The organism is Streptomyces sp. NPDC059743, assembly GCF_042732975.1.
Taxonomy (GTDB): domain Bacteria; phylum Actinomycetota; class Actinomycetes; order Streptomycetales; family Streptomycetaceae; genus Streptomyces.
In genome coordinates this window covers 104,869-128,845 of record NZ_JBHWGS010000015.1, presented here as the reverse complement: position 1 = coordinate 128,845, position 23,977 = coordinate 104,869, and the positions used below count along the sequence as shown (strand labels likewise).

At 68.6% G+C, this 23,977-nt stretch carries 19 protein-coding genes and 2 pseudogenes; 4 read left to right on the top strand and 17 right to left on the bottom strand.

Annotated features, from left to right (window positions below; genetic code table 11):
- Window positions 1-4: 4 nt before the first annotated feature.
- The 7 genes and pseudogenes from ACFV6H_RS26150 to ACFV6H_RS26120 form a co-directional block, all read right to left on the bottom strand.
- Complete coding sequence (locus ACFV6H_RS26150; RefSeq protein WP_385546459.1) at window positions 5-1,024, bottom strand: cytochrome d ubiquinol oxidase subunit II; 1,020 nt, start codon at window positions 1,022-1,024, stop codon at window positions 5-7.
- Window positions 1,021-2,472 carry a cytochrome ubiquinol oxidase subunit I gene (locus ACFV6H_RS26145; RefSeq protein WP_385546456.1) on the bottom strand — a complete coding sequence of 484 codons (1,452 nt, stop codon included), beginning with the start codon at window positions 2,470-2,472 and terminating at the stop codon, window positions 1,021-1,023. The genes ACFV6H_RS26150 and ACFV6H_RS26145 overlap by 4 nt, the downstream gene beginning before the upstream one ends.
- A gap of 168 nt (window positions 2,473-2,640) precedes the next feature.
- Window positions 2,641-4,083, bottom strand: a complete 1,443-nt coding sequence (gene fumC, locus ACFV6H_RS26140) for a class II fumarate hydratase (protein ID WP_384981565.1) — start codon at window positions 4,081-4,083, stop codon at window positions 2,641-2,643.
- A pseudogene (locus tag ACFV6H_RS26135) lies at window positions 4,080-5,852 on the bottom strand (NAD-dependent malic enzyme); the annotation flags it as partial. The pseudogene ACFV6H_RS26135 and the gene fumC, both read right to left, overlap by 4 nt.
- A gap of 87 nt (window positions 5,853-5,939) precedes the next feature.
- Window positions 5,940-6,677: a TetR/AcrR family transcriptional regulator gene (locus ACFV6H_RS26130; RefSeq protein ID WP_385546715.1), complete on the bottom strand. Its 738-nt coding sequence runs from the start codon at window positions 6,675-6,677 to the stop codon at window positions 5,940-5,942.
- 42 nt (window positions 6,678-6,719) lie between these two features.
- A pseudogene (locus ACFV6H_RS26125) lies at window positions 6,720-7,607 on the bottom strand (SDR family NAD(P)-dependent oxidoreductase); the annotation flags it as partial.
- Between the two features lie 78 nt (window positions 7,608-7,685).
- Window positions 7,686-8,459: an SDR family oxidoreductase gene (locus ACFV6H_RS26120; RefSeq protein WP_385546451.1), complete on the bottom strand. Its 774-nt coding sequence runs from the start codon at window positions 8,457-8,459 to the stop codon at window positions 7,686-7,688.
- Between the two features lie 225 nt (window positions 8,460-8,684).
- Here ACFV6H_RS26120 and ACFV6H_RS26115 point away from each other — a divergent pair, with 225 nt between their 5' ends.
- Both ACFV6H_RS26115 and ACFV6H_RS26110 read left to right on the top strand, forming a co-directional pair.
- On the top strand, window positions 8,685-10,208 hold the full coding sequence (locus ACFV6H_RS26115) for an AlkA N-terminal domain-containing protein (RefSeq protein WP_385546448.1): 1,524 nt from the start codon (window positions 8,685-8,687) through the stop codon (window positions 10,206-10,208).
- A gap of 64 nt (window positions 10,209-10,272) precedes the next feature.
- Window positions 10,273-10,791 carry a methylated-DNA--[protein]-cysteine S-methyltransferase gene (locus tag ACFV6H_RS26110; RefSeq protein WP_384786466.1) on the top strand — a complete coding sequence of 173 codons (519 nt, stop codon included), beginning with the start codon at window positions 10,273-10,275 and terminating at the stop codon, window positions 10,789-10,791.
- A gap of 34 nt (window positions 10,792-10,825) precedes the next feature.
- On the opposite strand, the gene ACFV6H_RS26105 is transcribed toward ACFV6H_RS26110, so the two are convergent.
- Entirely contained in the window at window positions 10,826-11,548 is a 723-nt protein-coding gene (locus ACFV6H_RS26105; RefSeq protein ID WP_385546445.1) for an NAD-dependent deacetylase, read from the bottom strand.
- A gap of 109 nt (window positions 11,549-11,657) precedes the next feature.
- A complete protein-coding gene (locus tag ACFV6H_RS26100) occupies window positions 11,658-12,152 on the bottom strand; it encodes an NUDIX domain-containing protein (RefSeq protein WP_384786460.1) in 495 nt (164 codons plus the stop codon).
- A 166-nt stretch (window positions 12,153-12,318) separates the two neighbouring features.
- Between ACFV6H_RS26100 and ACFV6H_RS26095 the strand changes: the two genes are divergently transcribed.
- The gene (locus tag ACFV6H_RS26095) at window positions 12,319-13,473 is read left to right on the top strand and encodes a glycerate kinase (protein WP_385546441.1); all 1,155 of its coding nucleotides are present in this window, start codon (window positions 12,319-12,321) and stop codon (window positions 13,471-13,473) included.
- Window positions 13,474-13,676: 203 nt separating this feature from the next.
- Entirely contained in the window at window positions 13,677-14,798 is a 1,122-nt protein-coding gene (locus ACFV6H_RS26090) for a lipid II:glycine glycyltransferase FemX (RefSeq protein WP_384786455.1), read from the top strand.
- Between the two features lie 102 nt (window positions 14,799-14,900).
- On the opposite strand, the gene pssA is transcribed toward ACFV6H_RS26090, so the two are convergent.
- The 8 genes from pssA to ACFV6H_RS26050 all read right to left on the bottom strand — a co-directional run bounded on the left by pssA (window position 14,901) and on the right by ACFV6H_RS26050 (window position 23,974).
- On the bottom strand, window positions 14,901-15,761 hold the full coding sequence (pssA, locus tag ACFV6H_RS26085; protein ID WP_176732561.1) for a CDP-diacylglycerol--serine O-phosphatidyltransferase: 861 nt from the start codon (window positions 15,759-15,761) through the stop codon (window positions 14,901-14,903).
- On the bottom strand, window positions 15,748-16,395 hold the full coding sequence (locus tag ACFV6H_RS26080) for a phosphatidylserine decarboxylase (protein WP_066943027.1): 648 nt from the start codon (window positions 16,393-16,395) through the stop codon (window positions 15,748-15,750). The genes pssA and ACFV6H_RS26080 overlap by 14 nt, the downstream gene beginning before the upstream one ends.
- Window positions 16,396-16,575: 180 nt before the next feature.
- Window positions 16,576-17,781: an acyl-CoA dehydrogenase family protein gene (locus tag ACFV6H_RS26075; protein ID WP_384986624.1), complete on the bottom strand. Its 1,206-nt coding sequence runs from the start codon at window positions 17,779-17,781 to the stop codon at window positions 16,576-16,578.
- Between the two features lie 7 nt (window positions 17,782-17,788).
- Entirely contained in the window at window positions 17,789-18,295 is a 507-nt protein-coding gene (locus tag ACFV6H_RS26070; RefSeq protein ID WP_384786448.1) for a MaoC family dehydratase, read from the bottom strand.
- 3 nt (window positions 18,296-18,298) lie between these two features.
- A complete protein-coding gene (locus ACFV6H_RS26065; protein ID WP_385546435.1) occupies window positions 18,299-19,318 on the bottom strand; it encodes an HpcH/HpaI aldolase/citrate lyase family protein in 1,020 nt (339 codons plus the stop codon).
- Window positions 19,315-21,327, bottom strand: coding sequence for a protein meaA (locus tag ACFV6H_RS26060; protein ID WP_385546432.1), 2,013 nt, complete (start codon window positions 21,325-21,327; stop codon window positions 19,315-19,317). The genes ACFV6H_RS26065 and ACFV6H_RS26060 overlap by 4 nt, the downstream gene beginning before the upstream one ends.
- A gap of 10 nt (window positions 21,328-21,337) precedes the next feature.
- Window positions 21,338-22,753, bottom strand: coding sequence for a crotonyl-CoA carboxylase/reductase (ccrA, locus tag ACFV6H_RS26055; RefSeq protein WP_385546429.1), 1,416 nt, complete (start codon window positions 22,751-22,753; stop codon window positions 21,338-21,340).
- A 390-nt stretch (window positions 22,754-23,143) separates the two neighbouring features.
- The gene (locus ACFV6H_RS26050; protein ID WP_384786437.1) at window positions 23,144-23,974 is read right to left on the bottom strand and encodes a TetR family transcriptional regulator; all 831 of its coding nucleotides are present in this window, start codon (window positions 23,972-23,974) and stop codon (window positions 23,144-23,146) included.
- Window positions 23,975-23,977: the final 3 nt, after the last annotated feature.

Sequence of the window (23,977 nt, the reverse complement as noted above, 5' to 3'; positions counted from 1 at the left end):
ATCCTCAGGTCCGTGACTCCAGCCTCCCTCGGTTCTGGAGGACGTAGAGGACGGCCAGCGACGGCGCGACAAGCAGCCCGGCGGCGCAGGCGACACCGGTGAGCACCCAGAGCGTGGGCGTCGGCGCCGCCGCCTCCGCGATGGTGAGATGAGTGCCCAGCAGATACGGGTACTGAGCCACGCCCCAGCCGCACACGACCGTCGCCACGGCCAGGGCGGCCAGCATACGCAGGGCCAGAGGCTTCTCGCGCCTGAGCAGAAAGAGACTGAGCAGCCCGCTCAGCGCCGAGACGATGAGCAACGGCAGTCCGCGGTGGCTCAACTGGTGGAACAGCCGCGGCGAGTCGGCCTGGAGCACGAAGATCCCGGCCAGGCCGACCAGGCCGGTGACGACTCCCGCGAGCAGCGCCCGGCGGCGGAACCACCTTTCGAGCGGCGGACTCTGGTTCTGCCGTGCCGAGGCGGTCAGAAACACCGCGGCGAGATAGGCGCACACCGACACGGCCAGAATTCCGCCGAGGACGGATGTCGGATTGTTCCAGCTCCCCAGCGCGTCGCCCTTGCCCGCGGTGGGCACCCGGCCGGACGCGATGGCACCGGCCACACTGCCGAAGCAGTACGGAGTGAGCACCGAGGACAGCGCGAACGTCGCGCCGTAGATGCGCTGTTCGGGCGTGCGCATCGAGGCCTTGCGGAAGGCGAAGCCCGCGCCTCGCAGCACGATTCCCAGCGCGGCGAGGCCCAGCGGGATGTACAGCGTCGTGGTGATGGCCGTGAACGCGGCGGGAAAAGCGCTCCACAGCATGACGAGGCAGTAGATCAGCCAGATGTGATTGGCCTCCCAGACAGGGCCGATCGACGCGTCGATGAGACGGCGTGGCCTGCTGCCGCGCGCCGCTCCGCCGGCGGTCAGATCCCAGAAGCCGGCGCCGAAGTCGGCCCCGCCGAAGAGCGCGTAGGCGATGACGCCGATGAACAGCAGGACCGAGACGGTGTCACCCATGACCGAGACGGTGTCACTCATGTCTGCCGGCCTTCTTCCGTGTGCGCGTCGGTCAGCGGCCGGTTGGGACCGTAGGGAACGTCCAGTCCCTCGTCCTCTCCCTCGCCTCCGCCGGCTCTCCATCGTCGGGTCAGGGACCGCAGGATCAGCACCGCGCCGGTGCCCACCGCGCAGTAGATGGCCAGTACGGCGGAGAAGAACGGCCAGAGATTGCCCTGCGTCGCCACGGCATCCCTGGTGAGCAGCAGACCGACCACGGTCCACGGCTGCCGTCCCACCTCGGTGACCACCCAGCCGCTCTCCAGACACACCACGGCGACGACTCCGCTGAGGGCTGCGCAGCCCAGGAACCACCGGTTGGTCGGAACCCGCCGTCGGCGCCACCACAGCCAGGCGAACCAGACGACCAGCGCGAGCAGAGCGGTGGCCGTGCCCACCATGATGTCGAACGCGAGATGGACGACGCTCACCGTGGCGTCGTCGGGACGTACCGCCGGCGCGATCGCGTCGAGTCCGCGGATCCGTGTGGACGGACTGAATCCCGCGAGCAGTGAGGCCACGTCCGGAATCCTGAGGCCATAGCGCACCTTGCCGTCGATCAGTACACCGCCCAGTGTCTCGGGAACATGGGTGCCGGTGTCGGGCAGCAGTTCCAGCGCGGCGAACTTCGCGGGCTCGCTCTGGAAGACCTGGCGCGCGACGACATCACCGACATAGATCTGTACGGGCAGGACGACGGCGGCCACGACGAATCCGATGAGGAAGCCGGTCCGGTGGTAGTGGTCGCGGCGTCCTCTGAGCATGCCGAACGCGTAGACGCCGGCCACCGTGAAACCGGCGACGATATAGGCGGCGAGCAGCATATGTACGGTCTCGAACCAGAAGGCGCCGTTGAAGAACACCTCGGCCGGCCGGACCTCCACCACATGGCCGTCGCGCATGGTGATACCGCCCGGCTGGTTCATCCAGCTGTTCGCCGCCACCACGGAGGCGGTGCCGCCCATGCTCGCCAGCACCACCGGTACGCCCGTCCAGAAGTGCGTCCAGGGCGGGAGCCGCTTCCAGCCGTAGATATAGATCGAGACGAAGATCGCTTCCAGGAAGAAGAAGATGCCTTCGATCGCGAACGGGAAACCGAAGGCGGCGCCGTATCTGCCCATCAGTCCCGGCCACAGGATGCCGAGTTCGAAGCTCAGCACCGTACCGGTGATCGCTCCCACGGCGAGCAGTACGGCGGCGACCTTCGACCAGCGCTGGGCGAGCAGCAGCGCCTGCTCGTCTCCGTACCGCAGACCGCGGTAGTTGGCGATGAGCATCAGGGCGGTGAGCGCCACTCCGAACGGCACCAGGATGATGTGGAAGCCGAGAGTGAAGGCCATCTGCTCCCGGGCGGGCAGAAGCTGTGGCGGGTCACCGGCCGAAGCGGCGGCACGCAGCAGAATCCCGGCGGCGTAAGTGGAGGATGGCATTCCTGCATCGTCCACGCGCCGGTCGGTGCGCTGGTACGGCGACACGGACCCACGGCGAGTGACACCCGTTCAGGTGACCGGGATCAAAGCTGAGTCTCGAAGTCAGGTCCCGGAACTGAGTCCCGGAGCTCAGTCCCGGAGTTCAGGAGCGTAGGGAGTTCAGGGAGCTCAGTTGGAGAGTCCGGCCATCGCACGAGGATCGATGATCCGGTCGTACTCCTCCGCGCTGAGATAGCCGGTGGCGAGCGCGGTCTCGCGCAGGGTGCTGCCCTCCTCGGCGGCCCGGTGGGCGATCTCGCTGGCCCGGTCGTAGCCGATCTCGGGCGAGAGGGCGGTGACGAGCATCAGCGAGCGCGAGACGTCCTCGTCGATACGGTCGCGGTGCAGCTCGGCGCCTTCTACGCAGTAGACCCGCAGTTTCTCGCTCGCGTCGGCGAGGATCCGGGCGCAGTGGAGCACATCGCTGATGATCACCGGACGCATGGCGTTGAGCTCGAAGTTGCCCTGACTGGCGGCGAACGCGACGGCACCGTCCTCGCCGAGGACCTGGATACAGACCATGACCATGGCCTCGCACTGGGTCGGGTTGATCTTGCCGGGCATGATCGAGCTGCCGGGCTCGTTGGCGGGCAGGGCGAGTTCACCGAGTCCGCAGCGTGGACCGGAGGCCAGCCAGCGCAGATCGTTGGCGATCTTCATCAGCGGTACGGCGACGGCGCGCAGTCCCGCCGAGGCGGCGGCCATCGCGTCCAGCCCGCCCTGAGCCGCGAAATGGTTGGCGGCCACCGTGAAGGGATGACCGGTCTGGCGGGCCAGTTCGGCGGCGACCGCGGTGCCGAAGTTCTCGGGTGCGTTGAGGCCGGTGCCGACCGCCGTCCCGCCGATCGCCAGCTCGTACAGCGCGGGCAGAGTGGCGCGGACACGCTCATGGGCGTCGGCGAGCTGCGCGGCGTAACCGGACCACTCCTGGCCGACGGTGAGCGGGACCGCGTCCTGGAGATGCGTACGGCCGACCTTGACGACATCACGCCACAGGACGGCCTTGTTCTCGATGGCCTGCGTGAGCGCGGCCAGGGAGGGCAGTACGTCGTGGTGCAGGGCCCGCACGGTGGCCAGATGCATCGCGGTGGGAAAGGTGTCGTTGGAGGACTGGCCCATGTTGACATGGTCATTGGGATGGATCGGCGTACGTGAGCCGAGGGTGCCGCCGACGAGCTGGATGGCGCGGTTGCTGATCACCTCGTTGACATTCATATTGCTCTGTGTGCCGGAGCCGGTCTGCCAGACATAGAGCGGGAAGTGCGCGTCGAGAGCACCGGAGATCACCTCGTCGGCGACCTTGGCGATCAGCTCGCTCTGCCAGCGCGGCAGCCGGCCGTCGCGGCCGTTGACCAGGGCGGCGGCCTTCTTGACACGGCCGTAGGCGTGATAAACGGCCTTGGGCATCCGGTCGTCGCCGATCGAGAAGTGGATCAGCGAGCGCTGGGTCTGCGCGCCCCAGTACCGGTCGGCGGGCACCTCGACCGTACCCAGTGAGTCACGCTCGGTACGGGTGCCCTCGGCGTCGATGCCGATCGGCAGATCCCGTACCACCGGCGGGGCCTCGCTCATCGCGCGCTCCCTTCGTGGGAAGGGCCGGGATCGTGGGAAGGGCCGGGGCCATGGGAATGACCGGGGCCGTCGGAATGGCCTGGAAGATCGGGAATGGGCCCGTACCGCGGCTGCCACATCGCGTCCTGGACGGCCTGCACCAGATCCTCCGGAGCGTTCTCGGCGACGCCCTCCGCGATCGCGGCGCGCGCGACGGCGACGGCCACGGTGGCGGAGGACGCGCGCAGATCCGACACCGGCGGCAGCAGGGACGCGCCGGGAGCGCCGACCCGCGCCTGGCCCGCGACCGCCTCGGCCGCGGCCAGCAGCATGCCGGAGGTGACCCGGCGGGCCCGGGAGACGATGGTGCCCAGGCCCAGTCCCGGGTAGAGCAGGGCGTTGTTCGCCTGGCCGATGACATGCCGGACACCGTTCAGCTCGACAGGTTCGACCGGGATGCCCGCGGCGGTCAGCGCTTTGCTGTCGCTCCAGGCGAGGATGGCGGAGGGCATGGCCTCGATCCGCTCGGTGGGATTGGAGAGCGGAAAGATGATCGGCCGCTCGACATGCCGGGCCATCGCGGTCACCACCTCCTTGGTGAAGGTTCCCGGCGAGGTGGAGGTGCCGATCAGAATGGTGGGCCGCGCCTGGCGCACGGTGGTCAGCAGATCGATACGGCCGGTACGGCCGGTACCGGCCCGGTCGATTCCGCCCTGGTCGGACCAGCCGCGCACCTCGGCGGCCGGGCGGGCGTAGTCGCGCTGGTAGTCCCGCAGATCGTTCATGTCATCGGTGAGCAGCCCTTGCTTGTCCACCAGCCACACCCGGCGTGCCGCCTCGGCCGGCTCCAGACCGTCCCGGACCATCGCCGCCACGAGCTGATCGGCGATTCCCACACCCGCGGTGCCGGCCCCGAAGACCACCACGCGCTGGTCACGGAAGGCCGTCCCGGTGACCTTGAGAGCGGAGACGACAGCGGCGAGAGTGATCGCGCCGGTGCCCTGAAGATCGTCGTTGAAGATCCGGTAGCGGTCGGCGTTCTGCTCCAGGATGCGCCGGGCGTTGCCGGGACCGAAGTCCTCGAAGTGCAGCAGCGCGTGCGGGAACAGATCGGCGGCCGTCGCCAGATAGGCGGCGATGAAGTTGTCGTAAGGCTTTCCACGGGTGCGGCTGCGCCGTACGCCGAGATAGAGAGGATCGTTGAGAAGCGTCTCGTTGTCGGTGCCCACGTCCAGTACGACGGGGATACAGCGGTCGGGATGCAGACCGGCCGCCGCGGTGTAGACGGCGAGCTTGCCGACCGAGATCTGTACGCCGTTGACGCCCCAGTCACCGATACCGAGGATCTCCTGTGCGTCGGTGACCACCAGCATGTCCACATCGTCGGGCCCCAGCCCCAGGTGTTCGAGGGCGGCCCGGATGTCCTGCGGATGGTCGATGGAGAGATACACGCCGCGCGGGCGGCGGAACTCGTGGCTGTACCGCTTGATCGCGTCGCCCACCGTCGGGTCGTAGACGATCGGCAGCAGCTCGGCGAGATGATCGGCCAGTACCCGGTAGTACAGAACCTCGTTACGGTCGTGCAGCTGCTCCAGATACACATTCTTGGCCAGCGCGTCGGGCTGCCGCTGAAGCTGCTCGTACGCGCGCCGCAGCTGCTCGTCCAGGGACAGGACGGCATCGGGCAGCCGTCCCACCAGATCGAGTCTCTCGCGTTCCTCCTCGGTGAACGCGGTGCCGCGGTTGGTCAGCGGATCGGACAGGACGGGAGGCAGGGCCTGAGACACGGGAACACTCCTTTCGAAGGTCCGGTCCTTCCATCGTCACTCCCTCGGGTGCGCTCCGCTCGCGCAGACGCGGCGGGTCGGCGGCCGATGTCAGGAGGTGTCCGAGAGCCGGTTCAGCCAGTCGGTCATCAGGGCCGTCTCGGCGGTGCTGAGCACCGAAGCCGGTGACCGGTGCAGCAGGGCGTTCAACCGGGCCGCTGCCGAGGCCACCGACATGTGTGTTCCTGTCCCGTTGTTCTCATGGTCGGAGCCGGTCGTTTCCGAGGTTTCCGGCGTCTCCAAGGTTTCCGGTGTCAGAACCGCCGCGTGCACGGCGTCCCGTACACGGCGCGAAGTGCTCGGATCGGTGAAGGTCGCGGGACGGGAGACAAGCATCAGGGCCACACCGACATTGGCCGACATGACGACCTGCGCGGCCAGTTCGGGAGTGAGGCGCAGTCTGCCCCGGGCCGCCGCCCGTCCCAGGTCCCGTTCAAGAATCCGGTGGGACTCCAGAGCCGCGCCCGGTGGTGTACGCATCGCGGGCGAGTTCATCAGCCGGTAGCGGTTGGGATTCCGCAGGGCGAAGTCCACATGGCTGTCCCAGCCGTCGCGCAGATCCTCGACCGGGTCCGCGTGCGGACTGTGGTGCTTCTTCGTCGCGAGGTAGGTGCCGAAGCCATGGTCCACGACGGCCGACAGCAGGCCCTCCTTGTCCCCGAAGTTCCGGTAGAGCGCCGGGGCTCCGACCTGCGCGGCCTCACACACGGCCCGTACGGAGACATCTCCGTCCACGGACCGCGCCACCAGGTCGGCGGCCACTTCCAGGATCCGGTCCCGCGTGCTCATGGAGTCCCGTGTACTCACAGAACCGACTGGCCGACGGCGTGAGGAGTGAGGAGTGAGGAGATCGTCCAGGCCTATACGGGCGAGGAACTCGGCACGGATACGGTCCGCGACCTCGCTCACTTCCTCCGAGCCGTCGTTCGCGGGATCCACATGGACCCGGAAGGGACGGCTGCCGTGCGGCGTGTCCACGACCTTGACGATGGCTTCGGCCACCTGGGACACATCGGCGTCGGCCGGCGCGAGGGCGGCCAGACGCTGGGAGACCTGGTCCATCAGACCGGCGTAGCGCGCCTCGTACGCCGGTACGACGGTTTGCTCGGCGGGATGTCCGCCGGTGGCGAAGTGGTTGGTGCCCGAGGTGAAGGAGCCCGGCACGACGATGGAGGTCTCGATATTGAAACGGGCCAGCTCGGCGGCGTAGGAGACGGCCAGCGAGTCCATCGCGGCCTTGGCGGCGAAGTACGGTGCGAGATAAGGCGGAGTGCCGCCTCGGGTGGACGTGGAGCCGATCCACAGGACCAGTCCGTGCTGCTGGGCGCGGAGATGAGGCAGCGCGGCGCGGTTGACGCGCTGAGTGCCCAGCACATTCGTGTCGTAGACGGCGACCAGTTCCTCCGGAGTGAAGGCCTCGGTCGGTCCTGTCACCATATGGCCGGCGTTGTGGATCACCACATCGAGCGAACCGGCCTCGGCCAGAACGGTGTTGACCGCCGCGTCGGCGGACTCCTGGGAGAGCACGTCGAGTTCCACCGTACGCAGGTCCACCTGATGCTCGGCCGCGTAGGACTCGGCCTCGGCGACACGTGTGGCATTGCGGCCGGTGGTGTTGCGCATCGCGGCGTAGACGGTGTGCCCGGCCTGGGCCAGGGCGCGAGCGGCCAGTGCTCCGAAACCGGAGCCGGCACCCGTGATCAGGATGGTCTTACCCATGACAGAGCTCCTCAGTTGGATGACGGAAGGCAGGTGATGGAAGGGACGGCAGTTGATGGCGGAAGAGACGGCGGCATGTCAGACGATGCCGCCGTTGGCGCGCAGGACCTGTCCGTTGATCCAGCGAGCGGGACCGGCGAGAAAGGCGACGACCTCGGCCATGTCCTGCGGAGTGCCGAGCCGCTCCAGCGGTGCCTGGCCGGCCATCCTCGCGATGGTCTGCTCGTCCTTGCCGTCCAGGAACAGCGCGGTGGCGGTCGGTCCGGGAGCGACCGCATTGACGGTGATGTCCCGTCCGCGCAGCTCACGGGCGAGGATCAGTGTCATGGCCTCGACCGCGCCCTTGGTGGCGGCGTAGGCGCTGTAGCCGGGAAGGGCCAGTGACACGACGGAGCTGGAGAAGTTGATGATCGCCCCACCGGAGCGCAGCCTGCGCGCCGCCTGCTGGTCGACCACGAACGTCCCTCGGATGTTCGTGCGGTGCATACGGTCCAGGGCGTCCAGGTCCGTTTCGACCAGCGGTGCCAGTGTCATGACTCCCGCCGCGTGCACGACCACGTCGATCCCGCCGTATGTCGCCTCCGCGGCGTCGAAGAGGTCCGATACGGCCTTCTCGTCCGCCACGTCGGCACGGAAGGCCATCGCCTGTCCGCCGGCCGCGGTGATGGCCGCGACCGCCGCTTCGGCCTCTGCGCTGTTGCCCGCATAGTTGACGACCACGGAGAAACCGTCGGCGGCCAGCCGCTCGGCGCTCTCCCGGCCGATCCCACGGGATCCTCCGGTGACGATCGCCACCCGCGCGGCGCGGTCTGTACGGTCCGCACGGTCCGAGGAAATGGTCTGCTCGGTCATGATTGCTGCTCCTTGTTCTGGCCCGGCGTTCTGACGTCTCGACGGGTAACGCTGTTCGCGATCCGACGAGATCAACGTTAACACCCTTTGAGTATCGACGCTACCTCTGATGGGTAGCGACGTTACGATGGCGTCCACGGGAGGCGTTCCGTCTCTCCCGGCCGGCGAACGCTGATGTCGTATTCCTGCCAGCCCCGAGCTCTTCCGTGGCGGATGCTTGAACCCATGTACACCGATACCGAGCGCTGTGTACGGGCCGTCAGGTCCAAGGACGGACGCTTCGACGGCTGGTTCTTCACCGCGGTGCTGACCACCCGGATCTACTGCCGGCCGAGCTGTCCGGCCGTACCGCCCAAGGCCGAGAACATGACGTTCTATCCGAGCGCCGCCGCCTGTCAGCAGGCCGGTTTCCGGGCCTGCAAGCGGTGCAGGCCCGATACCAGTCCCGGCTCGCCCGAGTGGAACGCGCGCGCCGACACCGTCGCCCGTGCCATGCGGCTCATCCAGGACGGAGTCGTCGACCGGGAGGGCGTGCCAGGTCTGGCCGGGCGGCTGGGTTACTCCGCCCGCCAGATCGAGCGGCAGCTCCTCGCCGAGCTGGGCGCGGGACCTCTCGCGCTGGCTCGCGCACAGCGGGCGCAGACCGCGCGTGTGCTCATCGAGACAACCGCGCTGCCGATGGCCGAGGTCGCCTTCGCGGCGGGTTTCGCCTCCATCCGGGCCTTCAACGACACCGTCCGCGAGGTCTTCGCGCTCTCGCCGAGCGAGCTGCGTACGCGCGCCTCGCGCGGATCGTCCGCGTCACGCGGTACACGGGCGAGGGACACACGGGCGGGGGACACACGCGAACAGCCCGGCACTCCCGGCGCGATCTCGCTGCGGCTGCCGTTCCGTACGCCTCTCAACCCGGACAACCTCTTCGGACACCTCGTCGCGACCGCCGTTCCCGGTGTCGAGGAGTGGCGCGACGGCGCCTACCGGCGCACGCTCTCCCTGCCGTACGGACATGGCATCGTCGCCCTCTCGCCGCGCCCCGACCACATCGCCTGCCGGCTCTCCCTCACCGATCCGCGCGATCTCACACTCGCCATCAGCAGCTGCCGCCGGATGCTCGACCTGGACGCCGATCCGGTCGCCGTGGACGAGCAACTGCGGGCCGATCCGCTGCTGGCGCCGCTGGTCGACAAGGCGCCGGGACGGCGGGTGCCGCGTACCGTCGACGCCGCCGAGTTCGCCGTACGGGCCGTGCTCGGCCAGCAGGTCTCCACCGCTGCCGCGCGGACGCACGCGGCCCGGCTGGTCACCGCGCACGGCGTGCCGGTCGAGGATCCGGAGGGCGGGCTGACACATCTCTTCCCGGCTCCGGAGGCGCTGGCCGCGCTCGATCCGGAGGCGCTGGCGCTGCCGCGCACCCGGCGTACCACTCTGATCAGCCTTGTCGCGGCGCTCGCCGACGGCTCGCTCCGGCTCGGCACCGACAGCGACTGGGAGCAGGTGCGGGAGCGGCTCACCGCCCTGCCCGGGTTCGGGCCGTGGACGGTCGAGGCGATCGCGATGCGCGCGCTCGGTGATCCCGACGCGTTCCTGCCGACCGATCTCGGTGTCCGCCGGGCCGCCGGACGGCTCGGCCTGCCGTCCACTCCCGCCGCGCTCACGAGGCGCGCCGCGGCCTGGCGACCGTGGCGCGCGTACGCCGTGCAGTATCTGTGGGCGACGGACGACCATGCCATCAACCGCCTTCCCGTATAAGTACGTTCGCCTCTGAGTACGTTCGCCTCAGTACGTTCGACCCAGCACACCAGGAAGTTCCCTCATGACCGGACAGCAGCACACCGTGCACACCGTGATCGACAGTCCTTACGGACCACTCACACTCGTCGCGGCCGACGACGTCCTGAAGGGCCTCTATATGGTCGGGCAGCGCCATCGCCCGCCGGAGGAGAACTTCGGCGAGCCGGATTCCCGGCCCTTCACCGAGGTGGTGCGCCAGCTCGACGCGTACTTCGAGGGAGAGCTGACGGAGTTCGATCTGCCGCTGCGGCTCGACGGCACCGCGTTCCAGCGCAGTGTCTGGGAGCAGCTCCGGAAGATCCCGTACGGCGAGACGCGTTCGTATGGCGAACTGGCCGAGAACCTCGGCAAGCCGGGCGCCTCGCGGGCGGTGGGACTGGCCAACGGCAAGAACCCGATCGGCATCATCGTGCCCTGCCACCGGGTGATCGGTTCCACCGGCAGCCTCACCGGCTACGGCGGCGGGCTCGACCGCAAGCAGCGACTGCTGGTCTTCGAGGGTGCGTCGGCCGACGCGCCTGCCGCGGCCACGCTCTTCTGACGCGCCGGATGCGCCGGATGCCCTGGCCCGCGTATCAGCCTGCGCGGTAGCGCGTCAGCAGCGCGGGCAGCGCCGTGCCGATCGGCTCGCGGATGATCTCGTCCGCGCGGTCGTCGTACGGCGTCGGCTCCGCGTTCACCACGATGAGCAGCGCGCCGTGGTCGGCGGCGATTCCCGCCAGCGAGGCGGCCGGCTGTACCTGGAGAGTCGTACCGACCGCGATGAACACCTGGCATACCTTGGCGATCGTCATCGCCTGCGCCAGTATCTCCGGATCGAGCCGCTCGCCGAACATCACCGTCGCCGACTTGAGGATCCCGCCGCACGCCAGGCAGCGCGGATCCTCCTCGCCCGCCGCGACCCGGCCCAGCGCCTCCTTCATCGAGGACCGGACCCGGCACCCGGTGCAGACGATCTCCCGTGCGGTGCCGTGCAGTTCGAGCACCTTGCGGGCCGGCAGCCCGGCGAGCTGGTGCAGTCCGTCGACATTCTGTGTGATCACCCGGACCGCCGTCCCCGACCGGCTCAGCTCCGCCACCGCGCGATGGGCGGCATTGGGTTCGGCACGCAGCGTGGGACTGTCGCTCCGCATCCGCCAGGACCGGCGCCGGATCTCCGGATCCGTCATATACACGTCGTACGTGACCAGCTTCTCGGCGCCGGGATCGCGTCGCCACAGTCCGTTCGGACCGCGGTAGTCGGGTATGCCGGAGTCCGTGGAGATACCGGCGCCGCTGAGGAGCGCGACGAGAGTCATGGTGCGAGCGTACGCAGCGGAGACGGCGGGCGGCGAACTGTTTACGCACCCCGCCTTGCGCACCTCGTCGGCGGGACCGTCGGTCAACTCCGCGACCGGCGGAGGCGTTCTACGGCCGGCGGCCGTTCTCCAGCTCCACCGTGCCCGCGCCCGACTCCACCACGTCGAGTGCCGCCTGCACCCGCAGTCCGAGCGAGCCCAGCAGATACGCCGGGATCTCCTCGCGGTCGAGCAGCCGCCACGACAGCAGCTCCTCCTCCTGGAGGCGGATCGCCGCGAGCTGCTCCTCGTCCAGCACTCCGCCGTCGTAGAGATAGGCCGCGATCGGCGGGCGGGCCTTGCCCGGCACCCAGTCCACGGCCAGCAGCCGTCCGGGCTCGATGTCCAGCCCGATCTCTTCGAGCGTCTCGCGCCGGGCGCCCGAGCGCGGCGTCTCGCCGTCGTCGGACTCGACCGTTCCGCCGGGGAGCGCCCAGCCCTCCCGATAGTTGGGCTCGACGATCAGTACACGGCCCTCGCCGTCCCTGAACAACATGGCGGCGCCGGCGAGGACTCGGGGGAGGCCTGCGATGTACGCGGCGTATTCGGTATCGGTATCCGTCACACGGGAAGCCTAAGGGCCCTGTCTGACAAATGGTGCCGTCCGCCAAATGGCGCCGTCCGCCTGCGGAGTGCGGAGCAAGGCCTGTGACGGCGGGCATGGGCAGACCGACGGCGGGCGGATAAGGTCGGGGCGGCGCGACTGCCTGTTCGAGAGCAGAGGATTCGAAGTGACGGACGGAGCAGTAACCGAGGTCGCCCGCGTACTGATCGCGGCGGACAAGTTCAAGGGCTCGCTCACAGCGGTGCAGGTCGCGGAGCGGGTGACGGCCGGGCTGCACCAGGTCGCTCCCGAGGTGGCGGTCGAGACCCTGCCCGTCGCGGACGGCGGCGACGGTACGGTCGCGGCGGCCGTGGCGGCCGGTTTCGAACGGTGCGAGGTACGGGTCACCGGGCCGCTCGGCGAGGAGCTGACCGCCGCCTATGCCCTGCGGGACGGCATGGCCGTGATCGAGATGGCGGAGGCGTCCGGCCTCCAGCATCTCCCGGCGGGAGTCTTCGCACCGCTCACGGCGACGACCTACGGATCCGGTGAACTGCTGCGCGCCGCGCTCGACGCGGGCGCCCGGAGCATCGTCTTCGGAGTCGGCGGCAGCGCCACCACCGACGGCGGCGCGGGAATGCTCGCCGCGCTCGGCGCGCGTTTCCTGGACGCGGACGGGCAGCCGGTCGGGCCGGGCGGCGGCGGTCTGCGGGATCTCGCCACCGCCGATCTGTCCGGTCTGGACGGCCGTCTCGGCGCGACGGAGATCGTCCTCGCCAGCGATGTCGACAATCCTCTGACCGGACCCAAGGGCGCGCCGGCCGTCTACGGTCCGCAGAAGGGCGCGAGCCCGGAGGACGTGGCCACGCTCGACGCGGCACTCGCCCACTACGCCGCCGTCCTGGAGACGGCCATCGGCTCCCGCGCCGCCGAGCTCGCGCTCTCGCCGGGTGCGGGCGCGGCGGGCGGTATCGGCTACGGCGCGCTGGTCGGCCTCGGCGCGAGCTTCCGTCCCGGTATCGAGGTGATGCTCGATGTGCTGGGCTTCGCCTCCGCCCTGTCCCGGGCGACGCTGGTCATCACCGGTGAGGGCTCGCTGGACGAACAGACACTCCACGGCAAGGCCCCGGTGGGTGTCGCGGCGGCGGCCCGCGCGCGGAACATCGAGGTCATCGCGGTCTGCGGCCGGCTGGCCCTCCCGCCGGAGGCCCTGGGCCGCGCGGGCATCCGGCGCGCGTACGCCCTGACCGAACTTGAGCCGGATCCCGCGGTCTGTATGGCGGAGGCGGGCCCGCTGCTGGAACGCCTGGCGGCGAATATCGCGCGGGACTTCCTGGTCTGACCCGAGGAGGAGGGAGACAGCACCGGAGCACAGGGCTGTCTCCCTCGTCCCGCCCACTTCCGTCCCGCTCCTCCGTCCCGCCCGCCCTCACGTGTGTCCTCTCCGGCCCTCGCGCGTGTCCGGGCCCGTGCCCGCCCGTACGGCACGTATGACTAGAGGTCTGCTGACCACAGACCTGCGCGCCGAGCGAAGGAGCACTCCCCATGGCTTACCGCCTGAAGACGATCAAGCGTAAGGAACATCTGGCCTTCGTCGGAGCCAGACCCTCGATCAGCCATATGCAGGTTCCCTCGTGGGGGGACGTGAAGCCGGACTGGCGGGCGGAGAGCCTCGGGTGGTTCGACGAGCGGGGGAACATCATCGGCGCGGGACTCGTCCTCTACCGGCCGGTACCGAAGATCAAGCGGTATCTCGCCTATCTGCCCGAGGGCCCCGCCATCGACTGGTTCGCCCCGGACCTGGCCCGGTGGCTCCAGCCGATGCTGGCCCATCTCAAGTCCCGCGGCGCGTTCTCGGTGAAGATGGGCCCGCCCGTCGTCGCCCGCCGCTGGACGGCGGACGTGGTCAAGGCGGCCATCGCCGATCCGGAGGTCCGTAGGCTGCGTGATGTCGAGCCGACCAGGACCGAACCGCGCGCCTTCGCGGTCAGCGACCGGCTGCACCGTATGGGCTGGCGGCAGAACGACGACGGCACGGACGACGGCTTCAGCGTCGGCCAGCCTCGGTATGTCTTCCAAGTGCCCTTCGCGGGACGGTCGTTGGACGAGATCCAGCGCGGCTTCAACCAGCAGTGGCGGCGCAATGTGAAGAAGGCCGAGAACGCCGGTGTGAAGGTGGAACGCGGCGGCTACGAGGATCTGCCCGCCTTCTACGAGCTGTACCGGGAGACCGCGGAGCGCGACCAGTTCCTGCCGCGTCCACTGACCTACTTCCAGGGCATGTGGACCGCGCTGACCGGCGAGCATCCCGACCGGATGCGGCTCTATCTCGCCCATCACGACGGTGAGGTCCTGTCCGCGGCCACCATGCTCACCGTCGGTGACCACGTCTGGTACTCGTACGGAGCCTCCACCGCCCGCAGACGCGAGGTGCAGCCGAACAACGCCGTCCAGTGGCGGATGATGTGCGACGCCCATGAACTCGGCGCCAGCGTCTACGACCTGCGAGGCATCACCGACACCCTGGACGAGAGCAACCATCTCCTCGGTCTGCTCCGCTTCAAGGCGGGCACGGGCGGCGAGGCGGCCGAGTATTTGGGCGAGTGGGACTATCCGCTCAACAAACTGCTGCACAAGGCGCTCGACCTCTATATGGCCAAGCGCTGAACCACGCGCCGGCCGGCAAGGATGCCGGCGGCCGGCACCGGTCCGGTCAAACCGCGAGGGCCCGGGTGCACAGCGCACCCGGGCCCTCGCGGTCAAGACGTACTACGGAAGCTGCGCCGCCCGCGCCTCGCGGCGGTTGTCGCGGAAGGTGTTCACCCGCCGGGCCGTGGCGAAGAGCGGAATGACCGCGCCCGTCACGACCTGGAGCGCACAGCCCGTCTGGAGCAGCAGCTGACCGCCGGGAGCGTCGAACGCCCACGCCGCCAGCAGCCCCATCGCGGCCACGATCCAGCTCAGCATCGCCACCGCGAGAATTCCCCGTGGCTTCGGATACTCCACCCGGCTGACCATCAGCCACGCGACTCCGACGATCGCGAGCAGCGTCGGCACGAAGGGCAGCTCCAGCAGCACGATCGAGATGACCGTCAGCGCGCCGAAGGGGCTCGGCATGCCCTGGAACATGCCGTCCTTCAGCGTCACACAGGAGAATCTGGCCAGCCGCAGGACGACGGCGAGCAGCACGACCACCGCCGCCAGCGCCGAGACCCGCTGATGGGCGTCGTCCGCGACCATCCCGTACACCAGGACGAAGTACGCGGGAGCGAGACCGAAGCTGATCAGGTCGGAGAGATTGTCCAGCTCGGCGCCCATCGGTGAGCTGCGCAGCTTGCGTGCCACGAGCCCGTCGAACAGATCGAAGACCGCCGCGCACAGCATCAGGATCACGGCCGTCGCCGCGGAGTGCCGCGCCATGCCGGTCTCGTCGCTGCCCGTGAGATGCGGGATGAGAATGCCGGTCGTGGTGAAGTAGACGGCCATGAAGCCGCAGGTGGCATTGCCGAGTGTGAGGGTGTCCGCTATCGACAGCCTCAGCGACAGCGGCATCTCCTCCGCGTCGTCCTCCGCTTCGGCCTCGGCCTCGGTGGCCCAGCCGGCTTGCGTATCAGGATCAATCACGGTCAATTCGAGTCACCCCTGCGGTCGTGGTCTGACCGACCTCGACAGCGACATCGACACCTTCCGGAAGGTAGATGTCGACACGCGAGCCGAAACGGATCAGGCCGATGCGCTCGCCCTGTTCCACCTTGGTTCCCTGAGGCAGATACGGGACGATGCGGCGGGCCACCGCGCCCGCGATCTGCACCATCTCGATATCGCCCAGCTCGGTGTCGAAGTGCCAGACAACGCGCTCGTTGTTCTCGCTCTCCTTGTTGAACGCCGGAACGAATCCGCCGGGGATGTGCTCGACGGACGTCACGGTTCCCGCGAGGGGAGCGCGGTTGACATGGACGTTCAGCGGACTCATGAAGATGGCGACCCGGGTGCGCCCGTCCTTCCACGGCATGATGCTCTGCACCACACCGTCGGCCGGCGAGATGACCCGGCCCTGAGTGATCTCACGCTCGGGGTCGCGGAAGAACCACAGCATGCCCGCCGCGAGCGCGGTGGCGGGCACAGCGAGGACAGCGGCACGCCGGGAACGGCGAGCACGGACCAGCCCGATCGCCGCGGTGGCGACGGTGGGCAGGAGCCACGGCGATGCTCCGCGCGCGAGGCGGACCCGGCCGCGTGGTGCAGAGGTTTGGCTGTGGGGCATGGATGACCTTCGTAGCGGATGATGCCGCGCGGGTAACGGGGGACGGCGGCTTTCCAGCGATGGTATCGGTTGCGAGCAGCAACTGAGCAAGCCAGCAGCCGAGTCGAGCGGCTTGAAGCCGGTGGCCCTTGTCGCCCAGGTGTGGTCAACTTCGCGGCCAAACAAGATCAAAAGCGACAATCAGGCCTGCGATCGGTACTCCTCCAGCAGTCGGCGGCCAATGATCATTTTCTGGATCTCGGCGGTACCCTCGCCGATCAGCAGCATCGGTGCCTCGCGGTAGAGGCGCTCGATCTCGTACTCCTTGGAGAAGCCGTAACCGCCGTGGATCCGGAAGGCGTCCTCGACGACTTCCTTGCAGTACTCGGAGGCGAGGTACTTCGCCATCCCTGCCTCCAGGTCGTTTCGCTCCCCGGAGTCCTTTTTGCGTGCCGCGTTCACCATCATCGCATGGGCGGCTTCCACCTTGGTCGCCATTTCGGCCAGCTTGAACTGGATCGCCTGATGCTGCGCGATGGGCTTGCCGAAGGTGTGACGTTGCTGGGCATATGCCACGCCCAGCTCGAAAGCGCGCTGTGCGACGCCACAGCCGCGCGCGGCGACATTGACCCGGCCCACCTCGACGCCGTCCATCATTTGGTAAAACCCCCGGCCGGTGGTACCGCCGAGTACCCGATTGGCCGGAATGCGCAGTCCGTCCATGATCATCTCGGTGGTGTCGACGCCCTTGTAGCCCATCTTGTCGATCTTCCCGGGAATGGTGAGTCCGGGCCGTACCTCACCGAAGCCGGACTCCTTCTCGACCAGGAACGTGCTCATCGAGCGGTGCCTGGCCGTGCCCTCCGGATGGCCCTCGTCGGTACGGCACAACACGGCCACAAGAGTGGACGTACCGCCGTTGGTGAGCCACATTTTCTGGCCATCCAGTACATACGAGTCACCGTCCCGCACACCTTTGGACGTGATCGCGGAGACGTCCGAGCCGAGACCGGGCTCGGACATCGAGAACGCGCCACGCACCTCGCCGGCCGCCATCTTGGGCAGGAAGGCGTCCTTCTGTTCCTGGGTGCCGTGCTGCTTGAGCATGTACGCCACGATGAAGTGGGTGTTGACGATGCCCGAGACGGACATCCAGCCGCGGGCGATCTCCTCCACACAGAGCGCGTAGGTCAGCAGCGACTCGCCCAGACCGCCGTACTCCTCGGGAATCATCAGTCCGAACAGTCCGAGTTCCTTGAGGCCCTCGACGATCTGCGTCGGATATTCGTCGCGGTGCTCCAGCTCCGTGGCGACCGGGAGGATCTCCTTGTCCACGAAGTCCCTGACGGTCGCCAGGATCTCCCGCTGGATATCGGTCAGCCCGGCTGTCTGGGCGAGTCGGCTCATGGCTGTGTCACTTCTCCCGGGGCTCGGGGCGGCCGGGCTGCTCGCCGCCGCGCTCCTTGACGTACTTCTCGGTGGGCACCATCACCTTGCGGCGGAACACACAGACGACCGTGGAGTCCTGCTTGTATCCCTTGGTCTCCACATACACGATCCCGCGGTCGCTCTTGGACTTCGACGGCGTCTTGTCGAGCACGGTTGTCTCGCCGTAGATCGTGTCGCCGTGGAAGGTCGGCGCGATATGGCGGAGCGACTCGACCTCCAGATTGGCGATGGCCTTGCCGGAGACGTCCGGCACCGACATGCCCAGCAGGAGTGAGTAGATGTAATTGCCCACGACGACGTTCTTCCCGAAGTCGGTCGTCCGCTCGGCGTAGTTGCTGTCCAGATGCAGCGGGTGGTGGTTCATGGTGAGCAGACAGAACAGGTGGTCGTCGTACTCCGTGACCGTCTTGCCGGGCCAGTGCTTGTAGACCGCGCCGACCTCGAACTCCTCGAAGGTCCTGCCGAATCGCATCGCTCACGCCTCCGGAGCTTCGAAGGCGGTGGTGCGCCGCATCCCGGCGGCCCGGCCCTTGCCGGAGATGACCAGCGCCATCTTGCGGCTGGCCTCGTCGATCATCTCGTCGCCGAGCATCGCGGAGCCCTTCTTGCCGCCCGCTTCGGACGTGTAGTACTCGTACGCGTCGAGAATCAGCTCGGCGTGGTCGTAGTCCTCCTGGGACGGCGAGAAGATCTCGTTCGACACCTCGATCTGGCCCGGGTGCAGCACCCACTTGCCGTCGTAGCCGAGCGCCGCCGCGCGCGCCGCCACCTCGCGGTAGCCGTCCACATCGCGGATCTGGAGATACGGGCCGTCGATCGCCTGGAGATCGTATGTACGGGCCGCCATCAGAATGCGCATCAGGATGTAGTGGTAGGCGTCCGCGCCATAGCCGGGCGGCTGCTGCCCGACCACCAGGGACTTCATATTGATCGAGGCCATGAAGTCGGCGGGACCGAAGACGATGGTCTCCAGACGCGGGGACGCGCCGGCGATCTCGTCCACGTTCACCAGGCCCTTGGCGTTCTCGATCTGCGCCTCGATACCGATCCTGCCGACCTCGAAGCCCATCGTCTTCTCGATCTGGGTGAGCAGCAGATCGAGGGCGACGATCTGCTGGGCGTCCTGGACCTTCGGCAGCATCACACAGTCGAGATTGTGGCCCGCGCCCTCCACCACCGTGATCACATCGCGGTACGTCCACTGCGTCGTCCAGTCGTTGACGCGGACCACCCGGATCTTGCCGCTCCAGTCGCCCTTGTTCAGCGCGTCGACGATGGTGTGCCGGGCGCCCTCCTTGGCGAGCGGTGCGCAGGCGTCCTCCAGATCGAGGAAGACCTGGTCGGCCGGGAGTCCCTGGGCCTTCTCCAGGAAGCGCGGATTCGAGCCCGGTACGGCGAGACAGGAGCGGCGCGGACGCAGCCGGTTCGCGGCGGCTCCGGCCGTCTCCGGCGCGGTGGACGCGGCGGCTGTGGCGGGCGTGGCAGGCGCGGTCATGCGTGGACCTCCAAGGGATCGAGCTTGTTCGCTTTCCTGATCTCATCGACGATACGGCCGATGATCCCGGTGATTCCGAAGTCCTTCGGCGTGAAGACGGCGGCCACTCCGACCGCCTTCAGCTCCTCGGCATCGCCGCTCGGGATGATTCCGCCGACGACCACCGGGATGTCGCCCGCGCCCGCCTCGCGCAGCCGCGCCAGCACGTCGGGCACCAGCGCGGCATGCGATCCGGAGAGGATCGACAGGCCCACACAGTGCACATCCTCGGCGAGCGCGGCACCGACGATCTGCTCCGGTGTCAGTCTGATGCCCTGGTAGACCACCTCGAAGCCGGCGTCGCGCGCGCGGACGGCGATCTGCTCCGCGCCGTTGGAGTGCCCGTCCAGACCGGGCTTGCCGACCAGCAGCCGCAGCCGTCCCGAGCGCAGCTCATCCGCGGTGCGGGACACCTTCTCCCGTACGGAGGCGAGCGCGGTGCCCGTCTCCGCGCCCACCGCGACCGGCGCGCCGCTCACGCCCGTCGGCGCGCGGAACTCGCCGAAGACGTCCCGCAGCGCCCAGGACCACTCACCGGTCGTCACTCCGGCCCGCGCGCACTCCACGGTCGCGGGCATCAGATTGGCGGTGCCCGCCGCAGCCTTCTTCAGCGCGGCCAGCGCCTCGCCGGCCCGGGCCTCGTCGCGGCCGTCCCGCCAGGTGTGCAGCGCCGCCACCACCCGTGCCTCGTTCGCCGGGTCGACCGTCATGATCGCGGTGTCCAGATCGGCGGTCAGCGGACTGGGCTCGGTGGACTCGTAGCAGTTGACACCGACGATCCTCTCCTCGCCCGACTCGATCCGCGCCCGGCGCCCGGCGTGCGAGGAGACCAGCCGCGACTTGAGATAGCCGGACTCGACGGCCGCCAGCGCGCCGCCCATCTCCTGGATACGGCCGATCTCCGCCAGACTCTCCGTGACCAGGGCCGCCACCTTGTCCTCGACGACACGCGAGCCCTCGAAGATGTCCTCGTACTCCAGCAGATCGCTCTCGTGCGCCAGCACCTGCTGTATCCGCAGCGACCACTGCTGGTCCCAGGGCCTGGGCAGTCCCAGCGCCTCGTTCCAGGCCGGGAGCTGTACGGCACGGGCGCGGGCGTCCTTGGAGAGCGTCACCGCCAGCATTTCGAGGACGATCCGCTGGACGTTGTTCTCCGGCTGGGCCTCGGTCAGTCCGAGCGAGTTGACCTGGACGCCGTAGCGGAAGCGGCGCTGCCGGGCGTCCTCGATGCCGTACCGCTCACGGGTGACCGTGTCCCAGATACGGGAGAACGCCCGCATCTTGCACATTTCCTCGATGAAGCGCACACCGGCGTTGACGAAGAACGAGATCCGGCCGACCACATCTCCCTTGCGCTCCTCGGGAATCCGCCCGGACGCGAACACCGCGTCGAGCACGGCGATCGCGGTGGACATCGCGTACGCGATCTCCTGCACCGGAGTCGCGCCCGCCTCCTGGAGGTGGTAGCTGCAGATATTGATCGGGTTCCACCGGGGCATGTGGTTCACCGTGTAGGTGATCATGTCCGTGGTCAGCCGCAGACTCGGGGCCGGCGGGAAGACATACGTCCCGCGCGAGAGGTACTCCTTGACGATGTCGTTCTGTGTCGTGCCCTGGAGGGCCGCGATGTCCGCGCCCTGTTCCTCCGCGACCACCTGGTAGAGCGCCAGCAGCCACATCGCGGTGGCGTTGATGGTCATCGAGGTGTTCGTACGCTCCAGCGGGATGTCCTGGAACAGCCGCCGCATGTCGCCGAGATGGGAGACCGGGACGCCGACCCGGCCGACCTCGCCGCGGGCGAGCAGATGATCCGGGTCGTAGCCGGTCTGTGTCGGGAGATCGAACGCGACGGAGAGGCCCGTCTGTCCCTTGGCGAGATTGCGCCGGTACAGCTCGTTGGAGGCCTCGGCGGTCGAATGACCGGCGTAGGTCCGCATCAGCCAGGGCCGGTCCTTCTGATGGTCCGTCATGGCACCGCCCTCAGGCTTCGGTTGACGCGGAGGCGGCGGAGGCGGCGTGCGGGCGTCCCTGGGAGTGCGATCGCCCGTCCTGCCGCGCGGGCGCGTCGCGGAAGAGGTTGATGGCGTCGATGTGCCGCGCGCGCAGCTCCTCGTCCCGTACGCCCAGGCCCTCGCGCGGCGCCAGCGCCAGCACACCGACCTTGCCCTGGTGGCGGTTGCTGTGCACGTCGTACGCGGCCTGGCCGGTGTCCTCCAGGGCGTACACCTTCGACAGCGTCGGATGGATCCGGCCCTTGGCCACCAGCCGGTTGGCCTCCCACGCCTCGCGGTAGTTGGCGAAGTGCGAGCCCACGATCCGCTTCAGGGACATCCACAGATAGCGGTTGTCGTACTCATGGGTATAGCCGGAGGTCGACGCGCAGGTCACGATCGTGCCGCCCTTGCGTGTGACATACACACTCGCGCCGAAGGTCTCGCGTCCCGGGTGCTCGAAGACGATGTCCACGTCCTCGCCGCCGGTCAGTTCGCGGATGCGCTTGCCGAAGCGCTTCCACTCGCGCGGGTCCTGGTGGTGTTCGTCCTTCCAGAACCGGTAGCCCTCGGCGGTACGGTCGATGATCGCCTCGGCGCCCATCCGCCGGCAGAGCTCCGCCTTCCGGTCGCTGGAGACCACACAGACCGGATTCGCGCCGCCGGAGAGCGCGAACTGTGTGGCGTACGAGCCGAGTCCGCCGCTCGCGCCCCAGATCAGCACATTGTCGCCCTGCTTCATCCCGGCGCCGTTGCGGGAGACGAGCTGGCGGTACGCGGTCGAGTTGACAAGTCCGGGTGCCGCCGCCTCCTCCCAGGTCAGATGCTGGGGCTTGGGCATGAGCTGGTTGGACTTCACAAGGGCGAGCTCCGCCAGACCGCCGAAGTTGGTCTCGAAGCCCCAGATCCGCTGCTCGGGATCGAGCATCGTGTCGTTGTGACCGTCGGACGACTCCAGCTCGACGGAGAGACAGTGCGCGACGACCTCGTCGCCCGGCCGCCAGGCGTTGACACCGGGCCCGGTGTGCAGCACGACACCGGAGAGGTCGGAGCCGATGATGTGGTACGGCAGATCGTGCCGCTTGGCGAGTTCGCTGACCTTGCCGTACCGCTCCAGAAAACCGAAGGTCGGCAGCGGCTCGAAGATCGACGTCCAGACCGAGTTGTAATTCACCGAGCTGGCCATGACGGCCACGAGGGCCTCGCCGGGCCCGAGTTCGGGCACCGGTACCTCGTCGAGATGGAGCGACTTGCGCGGATCCTTCTCACGGGTGGCGAGACCGGCGAACATCTCGGTCTCGTCCTTGTGCACGGTCACCGCACGGTACGAACCGGGAACGGGCAGTGCGGCGAAGTCGGCGGACGTGGTGTCCGGCGATTGGATCGCGTCCAGGATTTCCTTCACGGTGGAGCCTCCGGCGAAACTGAGGGAGCGAGATGCGAGAGGGCTGCTCGCTGCTTGCTGGTGTGCGGTGGAGGTGCCGTCGGTTCGGCGGGTGCTGCTGATCGCGCTGATCGGCGGCGCCGGGTGGGCGCGGAGGTTGCCTGTGACGCAGGCGTCCGGGCGCACAAGCGAGATGGCTTGCGGGAACAGCCGGACAACCTCACGGTATGGCACGCCGTGACACATGACAAGGCACTGGGTGCCAGAAATCTCTCTCACTTGTCATCGGTGACACACGCATGAGCAATGTCTACCGCTCCCTCGGCAGGGAGTATCACCTCATGTGACCATATGGGCGCATAGTGTGCCGCGGGACGACCACAGCGCGGTCACAGCACGGCTACGACGCGACTACGCGTCTCTGAGCGCCTGCTTGATGGTGCGCATGACCTCGTCCAGCGGCGCGTCCGTGCGCGCCACCGTCACCAGGACATCCCCGCTGGTACGGGCCGAGGCCGCGGCGTGCTGCGGCTTGCCGCCGATGGTCCGGCCCGCGCCGATACCCGCGCCGAAGGTCTCGCGCACGATGGCGAAGGCATGGTCGAGCTGCGCCTCCACATCACCCTGGCCGCCGGCCCGCAGCCAGCGGCGCAGTACATGGTTGTGCGCGGTGACGACGGCGGACGCGGCCACCTCCGCCAGCAGCGGATCGTCGTTGCCGTCGGTGTGGTCGCGCTCGTCGAAGTGGCCCAGCAGATAGCGGGTGAACAGCCGCTCGTAGCGGGCCACCGAGGCGATCTCGCGCTCACGGAGCGTGGGCACCTCACGGGTGAGGCGGTAGCGCTCCACGGAGACCGCCGGGGAGGCCGCGTACATCCGCATGACTTCCTTGATGCCCCGGCAGACCGTGTCCAGCGGATGCTCGTGCGCCGGCGCGGCGTTGAGCACCGCCTCCGCCCGTACGAGCGTGTCGTCGTGATCCGGGAAGATCGCCTCTTCCTTGGAGCGGAAGTGCCGGAAGAAGGTGCGGCGGGCGACGCCGGCCGCGGCGGCGATCTCGTCGACGGTCGTCGCCTCGTACCCCTTGGTCGCGAACAGTTCCATCGCCGCCGCCGCCAGCTCCCGGCGCATCTTCAGCCGCTGGGCGGCGGCGCGGGTGCCTGCGGCACTCTCCGGAACGTCGGACCTGGTGCTCGTACGGGAGGACTTGGCGGGCTGGGACATGAGGTGAACGTACTGCATCGG

What these genes read in the sequence shown, in the direction of transcription:
- ACFV6H_RS26115 (WP_385546448.1), top strand. Translation starts at nt 8,685, where the DNA reads ATGTACACCGATACCGAGCGCTGTGTACGGGCCGTCAGGTCCAAGGAC.
- ACFV6H_RS26145 (WP_385546456.1), bottom strand. Translation starts at nt 2,472, where the DNA reads ATGCCATCCTCCACTTACGCCGCCGGGATTCTGCTGCGTGCCGCCGCT.
- ACFV6H_RS26065 (WP_385546435.1), bottom strand. Translation starts at nt 19,318, where the DNA reads ATGACCGCGCCTGCCACGCCCGCCACAGCCGCCGCGTCCACCGCGCCG.
- ACFV6H_RS26150 (WP_385546459.1), bottom strand. Translation starts at nt 1,024, where the DNA reads ATGAGTGACACCGTCTCGGTCATGGGTGACACCGTCTCGGTCCTGCTG.
- ACFV6H_RS26070 (WP_384786448.1), bottom strand. Translation starts at nt 18,295, where the DNA reads ATGCGATTCGGCAGGACCTTCGAGGAGTTCGAGGTCGGCGCGGTCTAC.
- ACFV6H_RS26080 (WP_066943027.1), bottom strand. Translation starts at nt 16,395, where the DNA reads ATGCCCCACAGCCAAACCTCTGCACCACGCGGCCGGGTCCGCCTCGCG.
- ACFV6H_RS26050 (WP_384786437.1), bottom strand. Translation starts at nt 23,974, where the DNA reads ATGCAGTACGTTCACCTCATGTCCCAGCCCGCCAAGTCCTCCCGTACG.
- fumC (WP_384981565.1), bottom strand. Translation starts at nt 4,083, where the DNA reads ATGAGCGAGGCCCCGCCGGTGGTACGGGATCTGCCGATCGGCATCGAC.
- ACFV6H_RS26130 (WP_385546715.1), bottom strand. Translation starts at nt 6,677, where the DNA reads ATGAGCACGCGGGACCGGATCCTGGAAGTGGCCGCCGACCTGGTGGCG.
- ACFV6H_RS26060 (WP_385546432.1), bottom strand. Translation starts at nt 21,327, where the DNA reads ATGACGGACCATCAGAAGGACCGGCCCTGGCTGATGCGGACCTACGCC.
- ACFV6H_RS26110 (WP_384786466.1), top strand. Translation starts at nt 10,273, where the DNA reads ATGACCGGACAGCAGCACACCGTGCACACCGTGATCGACAGTCCTTAC.
- ACFV6H_RS26090 (WP_384786455.1), top strand. Translation starts at nt 13,677, where the DNA reads ATGGCTTACCGCCTGAAGACGATCAAGCGTAAGGAACATCTGGCCTTC.
- ACFV6H_RS26105 (WP_385546445.1), bottom strand. Translation starts at nt 11,548, where the DNA reads ATGACTCTCGTCGCGCTCCTCAGCGGCGCCGGTATCTCCACGGACTCC.
- ACFV6H_RS26120 (WP_385546451.1), bottom strand. Translation starts at nt 8,459, where the DNA reads ATGACCGAGCAGACCATTTCCTCGGACCGTGCGGACCGTACAGACCGC.
- ACFV6H_RS26075 (WP_384986624.1), bottom strand. Translation starts at nt 17,781, where the DNA reads ATGAGCCGACTCGCCCAGACAGCCGGGCTGACCGATATCCAGCGGGAG.